The 13,648-nt window shown below is 47.9% G+C and carries 11 protein-coding genes; 9 read left to right on the forward strand and 2 right to left on the reverse strand.

Going from position 1 to position 13,648, the window contains the following annotated elements:
* Positions 1–542 precede the first annotated feature (542 nt).
* A complete protein-coding gene (locus EV12_RS11035; protein ID WP_193742220.1) occupies positions 543–854 on the reverse strand; it encodes a thioredoxin family protein in 312 nt (103 codons plus the stop codon).
* Positions 855–1,381: 527 nt separating this feature from the next.
* On the opposite strand from EV12_RS11035, the gene EV12_RS13290 reads away from it, so the two are divergent.
* Entirely contained in the window at positions 1,382–2,083 is a 702-nt protein-coding gene (locus EV12_RS13290; protein WP_036915253.1) for a response regulator transcription factor, read from the forward strand.
* Between the two features lie 613 nt (positions 2,084–2,696).
* Positions 2,697–3,671, forward strand: a complete 975-nt coding sequence (locus tag EV12_RS11045; protein ID WP_036915744.1) for a DUF7005 family protein — start codon at positions 2,697–2,699, stop codon at positions 3,669–3,671.
* Between the two features lie 1,134 nt (positions 3,672–4,805).
* On the opposite strand, the gene EV12_RS11050 is transcribed toward EV12_RS11045, so the two are convergent.
* A complete protein-coding gene (locus tag EV12_RS11050) occupies positions 4,806–6,557 on the reverse strand; it encodes an ABC transporter ATP-binding protein (protein ID WP_036915254.1) in 1,752 nt (583 codons plus the stop codon).
* Between the two features lie 500 nt (positions 6,558–7,057).
* Here EV12_RS11050 and trpD point away from each other — a divergent pair, with 500 nt between their 5' ends.
* The 7 genes from trpD to gatA all read left to right on the forward strand — a co-directional run bounded on the left by trpD (position 7,058) and on the right by gatA (position 13,613).
* On the forward strand, positions 7,058–8,113 hold the full coding sequence (trpD, locus tag EV12_RS11055; RefSeq protein ID WP_036915256.1) for an anthranilate phosphoribosyltransferase: 1,056 nt from the start codon (positions 7,058–7,060) through the stop codon (positions 8,111–8,113).
* A 30-nt stretch (positions 8,114–8,143) separates the two neighbouring features.
* Complete coding sequence (carA, locus tag EV12_RS11060) at positions 8,144–9,283, forward strand: glutamine-hydrolyzing carbamoyl-phosphate synthase small subunit (protein ID WP_036915258.1); 1,140 nt, start codon at positions 8,144–8,146, stop codon at positions 9,281–9,283.
* Positions 9,284–9,356: 73 nt separating this feature from the next.
* On the forward strand, positions 9,357–9,713 hold the full coding sequence (locus EV12_RS11065) for an STAS domain-containing protein (protein ID WP_081939940.1): 357 nt from the start codon (positions 9,357–9,359) through the stop codon (positions 9,711–9,713).
* A complete protein-coding gene (locus EV12_RS11070; RefSeq protein WP_036915262.1) occupies positions 9,710–10,117 on the forward strand; it encodes a Mini-ribonuclease 3 in 408 nt (135 codons plus the stop codon). The genes EV12_RS11065 and EV12_RS11070 overlap by 4 nt, the downstream gene beginning before the upstream one ends.
* A gap of 14 nt (positions 10,118–10,131) precedes the next feature.
* Positions 10,132–11,775 (forward strand): 23S rRNA (guanosine(2251)-2'-O)-methyltransferase RlmB, encoded by a 1,644-nt coding sequence (gene rlmB / locus EV12_RS11075; RefSeq protein WP_036915264.1) that lies wholly within the window; start codon positions 10,132–10,134, stop codon positions 11,773–11,775.
* Positions 11,776–11,819: 44 nt separating this feature from the next.
* Positions 11,820–12,116, forward strand: a complete 297-nt coding sequence (locus EV12_RS11080; protein ID WP_081939939.1) for a DUF1816 domain-containing protein — start codon at positions 11,820–11,822, stop codon at positions 12,114–12,116.
* 36 nt (positions 12,117–12,152) lie between these two features.
* Entirely contained in the window at positions 12,153–13,613 is a 1,461-nt protein-coding gene (gene gatA / locus EV12_RS11085) for an Asp-tRNA(Asn)/Glu-tRNA(Gln) amidotransferase subunit GatA (protein WP_036915266.1), read from the forward strand.
* Positions 13,614–13,648 lie beyond the last annotated feature (35 nt).

The raw sequence follows: 13,648 nt of genomic DNA on the forward strand, positions 1-13,648 counted from the left end.
TTGCGAATGTATATACTCAAAGCAATCGTAAGGCACTAAAATAATCATGTTCACATTAAAACAATCAATAAACTTATGGCAAAGATTGCTAGAATAATCAGCCATCGCAACTTCAATTTCGAACTTAATTGGAACTTTCTTGATGACATGCTTTGTCGCCTACGAACATTAGGCCCTAATGGTGCTCCACAGCTGTTGCAAACCAACCGTCCGGCAAGAGAACGGTCAGCTCTGAACATTCTTCCACCACAATAACTACAGGATCTAGAGCTCATAAACTTATAGAATAGAGTACATAACAAAGGTTATCAACGGAAGAAGAGAAATGCGGCAAAGGGAAATTTTCGGACAGAGGGAGAAAGATAAATGAAATGGCTACAACATACAAGAATGAAGAGTACGTCCAAAGGATTAGACTAAGTATGATGTGGGGTTATTAATGATAAGCAATAAATCAAACAAAAGCTCTAAATATAATGCAAGGTAAATATATATCTAAGTAAGTAAAGGATAAAAATCAAACATTAACAAGAGTAGAGATGTTAGTTGATTTCTATTGAGGACAGTCTGTTGCGAAAATCTCCCTTTGGCATGCCTCCTTTAAGTTCACCATGGATTGTAAATTCACCTTCTGGATCACTAACGATCAGGTAAGTAGGCCAACCCATACCTACTTTATTTGGGTATTGGGCAAGAAGCAATCGCCGGTAGCGGCGATAAACATCTGTATCCTGAAGCATAACATTCACAAATGAATAGCCAAGCTCTTTACTGACTGTCTCATCATAATGACTCATACGGTGACAAGTACCACAATCCTCTGAGCTGAACTTTAAAACTGTGATTGATCCCATGGGTTCGTCTGAAAAAATTATTTGTATAGTATGTTAGCATAAAATGTAATCAATAAAGAAAAAGCATAATCGTCAACAATTAATGACTTTGATTAAAAAGATTATTGATTTGAATGAAAAACATGAACTACAATTGATTTGATTATCATGATATCCTAAGGAATGACGAAGATCAAACTCTCTCTAGTTGGGAAGAAAGTTGTATTAGAATAAGGATATCATCAGAGAACAATCTAGACTTTATAAAATAGTATACTTACAACGAAAGCAATGATGAAAAGATAATGGCAATGACCCAATAAAATCCCTTTCAATACATAAAGAATTATAGATATTGGGAAAGGAAGTTGACGGAGCTATTGATAAAATACAACGCATAATTGCAGGCAAAGCCTGAGAAGTTTAAATAATGAGCCAACTAAAGCATCCCTTATTAAGGAAATAATATCCTATTTTACATAACGATTAACGATCTCACAATAACTGCTTTTACTAGCTAAAATAAATATAAGAACTGGTTAGATTAAATGATCTACCTTTTTGATCAAGAATTTCAAACTCTAAGTCTGCAGATCAACAAAATAATACCTAACCACAGAATTTTAGTATGCTCGCCACGCCGATCGATTGCTATATCACTTGCAACCACTTTTGCATTAATACACACTGACGCACAAAATCAAATCCTTGGAGTATGTACGAGGAGTGAAGAAGCTTTGTCAATATTAGAGGGAAATGAAGAATCAATAATTGCTTTGATCGATGAAAGACTTGATGATGGCTCTGGTATTTTACTATCACATAATATAAAACAAGTAAATGTAGATTCATCTTGCTATATCTTATTGACTCTTCATTCTCTGGAACCAAAACTACTGCAAGAAGCTATAGAAAGCCCTAGCAACGCAATTCTAACTGCCAGAGGCTTTCAACCATATGTGCTAAATTTGGCCTTAAAGGCTATCCTGTCAGGAGAATATTTTGTTGACCCGATTATAGGTTATGTGCTCAAACAGAAAAAATCATATGATCATCCAGATTTAACGAATAGAGAATCTTCAGTCCTTGAGTTGGTCTGTGAAGGTCTAACGAATAAGGAGATCGGTGATCAACTCCACATTGCAGAAACGACAGCTCGTGGACATGTTCAACATATTATCAGGAAATTGCATGTACGCAATCGCACAGCTGGAGCAGCTGAAGCAGTGCGAAGACATTTGGTAGACTAATATATATGTCTTAATAGGCTATTGTCTATCCTCAAAAAATATTTTAAAAAATCAAACATAGCCCGTTGACTAAATAATTCATTCAAACTACAAAATTTAAAGCTCTTGATTCGTTATATTTCGAAGGAAAGGTTAATAGCAAAAATGGAACCCAATCAATATATAGATATTATTGTCTAAGGTTGATTTGACATCAAGAGGTAGAGATAATAAGGAGTATTAAGGTTCTAAAGTACTAAGATTATTCGTCATTATACAACATAATAAATCTTAGTGTGGAAAGAAATAATCATGACTTAATAATACATATATTCATTTGTTTACCAAAACATGATGGAAGTATGTGTCAATCGTATTTTGTCACTTATCTCTGTTACTATAGATAACAACTTTTATTGCTAATGAAGGTAATCTCTTGGGATTCTTCAAAATACTTGTAAGCACTGATAATTCTGCACGAGATAAAACTTCCTCCAGTCCTATAGCTTCCAAAAAAACTGGCATTGGGAAGGCCTGTGTGGGATGAGAGTTGATCTGAAGATTTTTTCAATAGACAAGCATTCTTTTTTAGATTAAGTTTATATTTGTGAACATGGTAGTGAGCTTACAGGATATGGATTCCCGCTCACATATTTCACTTCAAGAGTACTGCAGACCATTCATTGGGTCAGACAATCAATGGCCTAATCTTCCACTACCAACCCAGCCAGCTATTGAATGGTGGCAGAAATGGATGGAAGTTACTGCCATCGAACAACAATATGAGAGTTTACGATATTTTCTCCCACAGCTATGGATCATTCCGCATGATGGAGCCTGTAAATCCGAAATTTACAAACGATTAGTACTACGTGGTGAAACAAATATTGAAACAGAGATTAAAACCTATCTTAAACTTGAAGACCGACTGGGGTTTTCGATCCGACTAACCGATCACCCTTGCGGAACATTCCCAGTAATAGAGATGAAAAACAGGAATGATTTCATTGATGTGGTGCGATGCTTAGCATACCGCTGTGAACTAGCACAAATCCAATCATCAGTTCATGCCCAAGCTGTAAGTGGCTTAATACACTGGGGCTTGATACGAAAAACAAATAATCTGGAACGTGCACAATTGATTATCCTCCATCATTCTCCTTATAGCTCACTACCTGCAAGCTCTATCCCAGGAAAACCAACAAATGATGAATGGGTTGAGATTTCACAGCGATGGCGGCTTGAACATGAGCTCACCCATCTAGCTACGCAACGATTAGTAGGGGAGATGAGACTAAATCTATTTGATGAACTGGTTGCAGATGCCCTAGGTATGCTAAAGGGTCTAAAATTCTTTTCAGCGGAATTATTTAGGCAAGGCCTTGGCCTGAATAACGATGCTTCAACAAGACCAACTGGACGAGTTCATACATACTTAAAAGGCTTGAATGAGAATGATAGCAAAACTGCCTGTCAATATGTTCTCCAACGTGCTAATGAGCTAGAGATATTATTAGAAAAGGGAGTTATAGCAAATGAGCGACTTACTCTGCTAAGGTATCTCACTAAACAGAAACTTGATCAACCATTTGTAGCCAATAAATGCTGAAAACTGTAACTAAGTTAACTCGTAAAATTATATTTGACAAGACAGACAATGGACTAGATAAACCACTATTTTAATACTGTGCAAATATGCTTAAGGATAGACCAAAAGATAAACAGCTGACTATAGACAAGGTATATATATTCATGTCGTATCAGAACGAAGCTTCGCAGTTAGCTTATGAGGAATTATTGGAATAGTGAATTAATAGAAGTAAGAGATATAATTGACGGGGGAATGATAATTAACAATGCCAATGAGATGGTTTTAATAATGTATTATTATGGGGAGTTGGGGATTTTATTATTCACGCATATCCTAGATGAAACCGTTAATTGAAACCTCAATCCAAGTACCTTGCTGCTCTGTTATGCCATTATTGATAACGGTTATATGATCTGCTTGCTGAATAGTGGGTAATCGATGTTCAACACTGATTGCTAAATATACCCATCGAATTGACAACATTAGTAATTTCTTCTTGAGATTTTGCGTCTAATGCGCTTGTGGCCTCGTCAAATATCAACACTTTAGGATTACCCATGAGAGCCCTTGCGAATGCGAGACGTTGTGCTTAACTACCAGATAAAATCATACCGCCTTCAACTAGTACAGTCTCTAGTTTATAGGCATTTCATTAAAATCATCTGCAATAGAAGCCTTCTCCAGTGCATCCCAGACAATAGATTGATCCTATTCCAATCCACCACAAACAATGCCACAAATAGACTTGCATTAAATATATTGATTTATAATAACTTAGACCAAGAAGACCTTTGAATTTTCGCTAACATCACCTTTAAGCAGACCCTCTTGCTCCTTTCAACTCCTGATTAATCTATATTAAGCCCTCATTTTTATTGGCGACAGCCTTTGAATACCTTTTGCCTTCGTTCTTGATTCTTGATTCTTGATTATGCTCCTTATCTATCCGGCAATCACTTAGCGTAAGTCCTTAAATATAATAACCAATATATCCCTGGTCGTTGAAGGCATTAGCCATGCTATTCTTAAGCGATGTTGCTAATCTAAAGCTTGGCCCTCGGCTCTTTAAGTATAGTTAGATTTATATAATTCAAAAGAAAATTGCCCTTCCATTATTATCAACCCAACTCATTGATAATAACTTTGATTTGCTTAGGCAACGGCTTCCAGCTGATCACTGGCTTGCTCCCGTTCCCAAAGCCGGCGGTATGGTCCCTGGACAGCAAGTAACTCAGTGTGATGCCCCTGTTGGACCAGGCGTCCTTGTTCGATAACCAGAATCCGATCGCAGGCGGCAGCCGCAGAAAGCTGATGGCTAATCATCAGGATTGTCTGATTCTGTTGGGCACGAATCGAGCTCAGGATTGCCGCAGCTGTTTTGTTGTCCACGCTTGCTAGCGCATCATCAAGAACCACCACAGGAGCCTCCACTAGAAGAGCTCTGCCGAGAGCAGTGCGTTGACGCTGTCCGCCGCTGAGAGTGATGCCTCTTTCCCCCACAAGCGTTTCCAATCCATCCGGGAAGCCCCTGATGTCATCCATCAGCCGGGCCTGCCTTGCAGATGTTTCTACTCGCTCCATGGAGGCCTGAGGATCACCGTAGCGAAGGTTGTCGGCGAGGCTACTGGTGAAGAGATATCCCTCTTGTGGAACAAGTGCCACATTGCTACGCAGATCCTCGAGCAGCAAATCATTGACATCATGATTGTCAATAAAAAGTTGGCCCCTTGGAACTTCCACCATCCTTCCCAGAGCTCTTGCCAGAGTCGTTTTCCCACATCCCACTGGCCCCACCACGGCGACGAGTTCACCTGGATTGATCACAAAGTTCAACCCCGACAGTGAGTCGTTCTTGCTTTTGTCGTAGCGAATCCGCAGTTCACGTGCCTCGATTCGCCCTTGTAGCGGCGTCTCCAGAATCAAAGGTGTGGTTGGATTGCGAATCATGGGTACACGCTGAAGCAGCTCTTCCACACGCTCCAAGCTCACCTGGCCTGTCTGAAAGGTATTGAGGGTGAAACCAAGAAGTGCAGTAGGAAAAACTAAACGCTCCACAAAAAGGATCAACGCCACCAATCCGCCGATGCTGAGGGTGCCTTGTTCCAATTGGCCGCTGCCAAGTGCCAAAAGTAGGAGTAGTGAAACCGAGGAGATTCCCCCCAGCAAAGGGAATAGGGTGCTGCGAGTGCGTGCCAGGCGAATAGCACTGTCTTTGTAGGTGTTGTTTCGCTCAGCAAAGGCATCCTGTTCAGGTTGCTCCTGGCCATAGATCTTGATGGCACTTATGCCTGAGAGGTCCTCCTGGATCAGTTCACTGAGACTTGAGAGAGCTTCCTGCTGGCGTTTTTGTTGCCGCATCATTCGCCCACCAAACAGGCGCACAGTGCCCAGCATTAATGGGTAGAGAGAGATCGCAGCCAGGGTTAGCCCTGGGTCGATGGCCAGCATGGCTGGAAGAGTGAAGCAGTAAGCCAATACCGTGTTGGTAAGGCTAAGAATCGAAAATCCAAGTAGGCGGCGAATGTTTTCCACATCGCTGGTTGCTCGGCTGATGACTTCACCACTACCGGTCTCCTGCACCCACCCGGGCTCCTGTCTAAGCATGTGGTCAAAGATGCGCTGGCGCAGGTCCACCTCCACTTGGCGACCAACTCCGAAAACCAGTTGCCTAGACACCAAACGCACGATGCCCATGATGCTGGCGAGAATCACAATCCAGCTGGCCTGACGCATCACATCAGTGATGGCAAAGCCCTCTTGAAGATCATCAATGATGCGCCTCACCTCTAGGGGGATGAGAACACTGACAATGTTCACCACCACGAGGGCCATTGCACCCATCAGCACAGTGCGGCGATGGGGCTTTAGGTAACGGCCAATGAGGTCGAGGCGAAATGCGGCCATGCAGGTATCGCTACATGGTTCAACCTATGCAGCCAGTGTGCAGGGCGAGCCTAGAGGGATTCTTGCAACGTTGCGATCACAAACCCTTAGCTGAACAGCATTAGAACCATCTAATCCAAGTGAATGCTTGCGATTAAGTTGAGATGTTGCTCGCTAATGAATGACTTGCGGTTATCGATCGGGGGTACCTGCACTGGTTCTTAATTCGGATCATCGTTCTTGAGGGGTGCCAGGTTTTTAGAGTGAATTTCTCAAGATCCTGAAGTGTTCGGGGTTCAATTACATAGAGCTCAATTCAAGAGACCTTTTGTCTTGGCCCTAAGACCACCGCTTAGAAGGTCGTTCCTATCCAGCTTCAATACCGCCGTTTGGATGGGCCAGAGATCTTTCTTGCTGTTCTCTTGTGGTGATTCTCGCCAGTAGCAAAGTTTTAGGGGATAGTGGTGTTGTCCCCATCACCCGGCCCGGAGTGCTTTGCACCCGGGTTTTTTTCTGCTCCGATGCCTACTTCAGCTACTGCCTCTTCCTCTTGGTCGCAAATCCTAGAGATGCTGCTCGAGGGACAAAACCTTCCTGAGGTCGAAGCAACTGCCTTGATGGAGGCTTGGTTGGCGGAACAACTAACCCCTGTGCAGACCGGTGCGTTTCTAGCAGCTTTGCGAGCCAAGGGGGTAACCGGAAGTGAGTTGTCAGGCATGGCCCAGGTGTTGCGAAGTGCTTGTCCTTTGCCTTGCCCATTGCCGTCAATCCCTATGGTCGACACCTGTGGAACAGGTGGCGACGGTGCAGATACCTTCAACATCTCAACCGCAGTGGCATTTACTGCTGCCGCCTGCGGGGCGAATGTGGCTAAGCATGGCAATCGCAGTGCAAGTGGCAAAGTCGGTTCAGCCGATGTTCTCGAGGGCCTGGGTCTGCAGCTCAAGGCCCCTCTTGTCTCTGTGGTGGAGGCCCTGGCTGAGGTAGGCGTCACATTTTTATTTGCCCCGGCCTGGCACCCCGCTTTGGTCAACTTGGCCCCGTTGCGACGCAGCCTTGGAGTGCGCACCGTGTTCAATCTTCTGGGTCCACTGGTGAATCCTTTGCAACCGAATGCCCAGGTTCTCGGGGTCGCTAAGGCTGAGCTGCTCAATCCAATGGCAGAAGCATTGCAAAGGCTTGGCTTGCAGCGAGCCGTTGTTGTCCATGGCGCCGGTGGCCTTGATGAAGCCTCGTTGGAGGGAGTCAATGCAATGCGTTTGCTTGAGGATGGTCACTTGCGACAAGCATCGATCGATTCAGCAGAACTCGGACTTACTAGAGCTCCTTTACAGGCTCTCCAAGGTGGTGATTTGGCAACAAATCAAGCGATTCTTTCCGCTGTACTTCAAGGAGGTGGCACCGCCCCTCAGAAGGATGTGGTGGCATTGAACACAGCCCTAGTGCTCTGGGCTGCTGGCCTACAAGATGATTTACAAGTAGGTGTTTCTACTGCAAAAACTTGTCTGCAGGAGGGCCGCCCCTGGCAGCGCCTAGAAGGGCTCCGCATGGCACTTGATCATCAAATTGGAGAATGAGAATGCGATGACTTCGGGACCCTTCTGCTGATGATTGCTTCATCGCGAAATTCGGCGCTCTTGGTGCTTGCTGATGGCACGGTGCTTGAGGGGGAGGCCTTTGGTCATCGCGGTGACGCGATGGGCGAGGTGGTTTTCAACACCGGCATGACGGGTTACCAGGAAGTACTTACGGATCCCAGTTACTCCGGTCAGTTGGTCACATTCACCTATCCAGAGTTGGGCAACACAGGCGTAAATCTTGATGATCAAGAAGCATCCCGGCCTCATGCAAGAGGTGTCATCGCCCGTCAACTCTCCCCAAGGCCGAGCAGTTGGCGCTGCCAACAGGCGCTGCAGACTTGGCTTGAGGAGCAAAGAGTTGTGGGCATCTCAGGTGTTGATACCAGGGCGCTTGTGAGACATCTGCGCGAGGTCGGAGCCATGAATGGTGTCATAAGCAGCGATGGTTCAACCCCTAAGCAAATGATGGAACTGTTGCAGCAGGCTCCATCGATGGAGGGATTAAACCTTGCAGATCAGGTCTCAACGAAAGATCCATACAGTTGGACATCGACTTGTGCTGTGCGCTTTGATCAAAGGCTGAAGAGACAAATTGATGCGCCCTATCGCGTTGTCGCGATTGATTTCGGCATCAAGCGAGCCATCCTCGACCGTTTGGTCGCTCACGGTTGTGAGGTCACCGTCCTGCCGGCCAGTTCCGATTTAGCCACGGTGTTGAGTTCTCACCCTGAGGGCGTGTTTCTCTCTAATGGACCTGGTGACCCTGCTGCCGTGACTGGTGGTATTGCACTGGTTAGAGATCTTCTCAATAAGGTTGATATACCCCTGTTTGGCATTTGCCTGGGTCATCAGATTATTGGGCTTGCCATGGGTGGCCGTACTTTCAAATTGGCCTATGGCCATCGCGGGCTCAACCATCCCTGCGGCACAACGGGGCAGGTGGAGATCACCAGTCAGAACCATGGATTCGCACTTGACGCCTCGTCTCTGTCACAGGTCGGTGTGGTTGTAACCCATCTCAATCTCAATGACCGAACTGTTGCGGCGATAGCTCATCAGGATCGACCTGTTTTTGGTGTGCAATACCACCCGGAGGCGAGTCCTGGTCCTCATGATGCAGACCACCACTTCGCTCACTTTGTTGACCTGATGGCAGATCGTCGCTGAAGCGTGGTGCGGATCACTCAGTATCACTACACTTCGTGCCATTGCGTCCCGGGGGACTGGTCCCATCACCGAATTGCAGCGACTGACCGTTTCTCTAAGAGGGGGGTTTGAACGGCGGCAGGGTTGTCTGGTGTTCCAGTTCACTGGCCAGCTAGACGCTTATTCCGAGAAGCAGTTCATCACCTACATAGAGGATGTGCTCCTGGCCAATGCTGCTCCTTTGGTTATTGACCTGAACAAGATTGACTTTCTTGACTCTTCTGGCCTAGGCGCTTTGGTTCAAACTGCCAAGAAATGCACCGATGCCAAACGGTCATTTGCCCTTGTGGGCAATGCAAGGGTCGTCCAAACTGTGAAACTTGTGAGGCTTGAGGATTTTCTCCACCTGGCAGTTGATCTGCGTACGGCTTTAAATCAGTTGAAAGCTTGAACAATTGGATTCGCAGTCAGTCAGCGATTGGTGGTGCTAATGAACTGGGGCCGTTGCAACTGGCTTGGCTTGGTGATGCTGTTTGGGAATTGCACCAGCGACTGCGTCATTGTTACCAACCTGGCAGATCTGAAGATCTACATCGAGCTGTTGTTGACGAGGTGAAGGCCGCTGCTCAGGCAGATGCTCTACTTCGCTTAGATGCGCATCTTTCAGATCTTGAGAAGGATTTGGTACGGCGAGGTCGTAACAAATCCGGACGAGGACCACGCCGTGGAGATGCAGCGACCTACGGCAAGGCCACAGGATTTGAGACAATGGTTGGCTGGCTCTTTTTGCAGAATCCGGCGCGGCTTGCGCAGCTCTTGGATCAACTGGAAGAAACAGAACACGACTTGCTATAGCTTCTTCTCTTCTTATGAGCTCCCGCTTTGATCGCCGTTCAGGAAACCCCCCTCGCGGTGGTCGTCCTAGAGGAGGGCGCCCTGGTGGCATCCGACGGGATGGCGATGGGGACTCTGGTCGATCTGCTTACGGAAGCCGCTCTTCCGGCAGCCGCCCTTCGGGTGGTCGTTCCTCTGGACCGCGAGGGGTGTATCGCTCCAAGCCTGATGGAGAAGCTGGTGATAGCCCTTCAAAAGTATTCAATGGTGAGAGCTCTGGGCAGGGCCGTTTCAACCAGGACCGTCCTCGATCTGAGCAGGGTCGTTTTAGCCGGGATCGTCCTCGCTCTGAGCAGGGCCGTTTTAGCCGGGATCGTCCTCGCTCTGAGCAGGGCCGTTCAAGTGGCACTGACAGAAAAGAGGCTCGTCGATTTCGTAATGAGAGACCATTACGACGTAGTAGCGATGAACGGTTAGGGCGACGTCCCTCTTTGGGAGAACGTTCACGTCCTGCAGAAAGGCAGTTGCCTTCAAAAAGATTAGATCCATCTACTTCGGATCGTGTTCCAGAGGCAGAAGCTTTCGGACCGGCTGCTGCCGATGATTTGCTTTGGGGACGTCATGCCAGCCAAGCTGCTCTGGAAGCTGGGCGTCCGATTCATCGCATCTGGTGCACATCAGATTTACGAAGCGCACCAAGGTTTTTGCAATTGCTTCGTGAGGCCAAATCCTCAGGAGTACTTGTGGAAGAGGTCACCTGGGCTCGCCTCGGTCAACTCACAGGTGGTGCTGTGCATCAAGGAATTGTTCTGCAGACTGCTGCAGCGGAGACCCTTGATTTGCAAAGTCTGATCGAGGGATGTACGGGTCTAGGGGAATCGCCCCTTTTGCTTGCCCTCGATGGCTTAACGGATCCCCACAATCTCGGCGCCATTATTCGTTCTGCAGAGGCTCTTGGCGCCCATGGGGTTGTTCTCCCACAACGACGAAGTGCTGGTCTCACTGGTTCGGTGGCCAAGGTTGCAGCAGGCGCTTTGGAACATCTACCAGTAGCGCGTGTCGTGAATCTCAATCGCTCTCTAGAAGCGATGAAGCAGGCGGGATATCGAGTTATTGGCCTGGCGGAGGAAGGGGACGTCACCCTTCCTGATGTCGATCTAGACGGACCTTTAGTGATCGTGACGGGATCCGAGAAGCAGGGGATCTCTCTGCTGACTCGTCGCCATTGCGATCAGCTTGTACGCGTTCCATTACGCGGGGTTACTCCCAGCCTGAATGCCTCTGTTGCTACTGCGATGTGTTTATACGAGGTTGCTCGTCGTGGCTGGATGAAGGGGGTTCATGGCCAAACTCCCTCTCCCAGGATCGTGCGGCCTCAATGCCCTTTGCCGGCCATCTCTTGCGACTCCATTTCCGTGGAGTCAGAACCCATTGCCAAGTCCAATAATTCCCCAATCCATCAGCCCGATGAGATTGAGCGGTTTGGTGAGGCTTTGCCGTCCAGCTTGGCTACCCAGCAACTTTGTTCCAAAGATGTTCAGCCGCCGATGGATCCCCAAATAGGGGATTTGCAGGCAGAAAGAACTTCGATTGAGGATGAGGATTTGCTGACCAGTCAGCATTGCAATTTTGACGTTCGTGAGGATCAGTCACCTGATGATGAGAGTGTTCAGCGTTGATCCAAAAGTTCCGTTGCAGCCGTCAGCGGAACACCAATTGGAACATGACGAGGCAAAATAAGGGTCATCCGCAAACCTCAATCATGGGCTCATTGATTAGGCCGCTGCGTAGCCTCGTCAATGGCTTTGGTTTGGCTTGGTGGGCCAGGGTTGAAACCCGTGAACCAAATGTCACCTATTGGTTCGGCCCTTTTGTGACTCGAAAGAGTCTTGAGGTCAAGCTATCGACCTTCGTTGCGGATCTCTCTTTAGAGGGACCTGCGTCTGTGAATCACACCCTCTTGCGTTGCCGTCGCGTTGAGCCGCTGACGATCACAGTCGAAGGCTGGTCAGACGACTGATAGCGTCGCTTCTGCACAGCACAGCACCGCAAGCCGATGGCGATCGCTGAATGGCGTCAGCAACTAAAGCTCGGCGAGGTTTCCGCCAGGGAACTCACAGATCACCAACTCGCTCGTATCGCAGTGGTGGATCCCACGCTGCACGCTTTTCTGGATATCACAGCAGAGCGAGCTCGGGCCGATGCCGATCGCATCGATGAGGCCTTGGCTGCGGGTGAGTCTCTGCCACCGCTGGCTGGTGTTCCTTTGGCAATTAAGGACAACCTCTGCACGAAAGGAATACGGACCACATGTTCCAGTCGAATGCTGGAAACCTTTGTGCCGCCCTATGAATCCACCGTCACTGAGCGCCTCTGGCAGGCCGGTGCTGTGCTTCTCGGGAAAACAAATCTCGATGAGTTCGCCATGGGTAGCTCGACCGAGACATCTGCGTTTGGGGCTACGTCCAATCCCTGGGATGTCAGCCGTGTGCCGGGTGGCAGTTCTGGTGGCAGTGCAGCAGCTGTTGCGGCAGGTGAATGCATGGCTGCCTTGGGTTCAGATACTGGGGGCTCAATCCGTCAGCCCGCTTCATTTTGTGGGGTCGTAGGCCTTAAACCCACCTATGGCCGTGTCAGTCGTTGGGGTTTGGTGGCTTTTGCCAGTTCTCTTGATCAGGTTGGACCATTCACGACCAACGTGGCCGATGCTGCTGAGCTTTTGCAAGTGATCGCAGGATCTGATCCTCGAGACTCAACTTGTCTCAATGTTGCTGTTCCCGATTATTGCGCTGCCCTTTCGCAACCAATGTCTGGTGTACGCATCGGCTTGATTCGAGAGTGCTTTGATCAGAACGGCTTGGATGCGCAAGTGAAGAGAACAGTTTTGGAAGCTGCAGAGAAGCTGCAATCCTTGGGAGCGGAACTCGTTGAGGTGAGTTGTCCACGCTTTAGCGATGGCATCGCCACGTATTACGTCATTGCCCCGTCAGAGGCTTCAGCCAACTTGGCGCGGTACGACGGTGTGAAATACGGCTACCGAGCTGAAGGAGCTGATGCTCTAGCCGCGATGACAGCCCGAAGTCGCGCAGAGGGTTTTGGTAGCGAGGTGCAGCGACGCATCCTGATCGGCACCTATGCCCTTTCGGCTGGTTACATGGATGCTTACTACAAAAAAGCCCAGCAGGTCCGCACATTGATCCGTCAGGATTTTGATGCTGCCTTCCAAACGGTCGATGTGCTGCTGACACCCACATCACCTACCACTGCATTCCAAGTCGGGGCCCACGCTGATGATCCACTTGCCATGTACCTGGCTGACCTGCTGACCATTCCAGCCAACCTGGCTGGCTTGCCTGCTATCAGTCTTCCCTGTGGATTCGATGACGATGGCCTTCCAATCGGGGTGCAGTTGATTGCCAATGTGCTGGAGGAGTCGCGCCTCCTACAAGTGGCTTTTCACTATGAGCAAGCAGCAAACGTGATGGCAAATCACCCGCAGGGCAACTTCATTCCCTAAAAGATCTCTTGCGCTAGATGCAGCGTTTAGCGACT

This window comes from Prochlorococcus sp. MIT 0701, assembly GCF_000760295.1.
Classification (GTDB): domain Bacteria; phylum Cyanobacteriota; class Cyanobacteriia; order PCC-6307; family Cyanobiaceae; genus Prochlorococcus.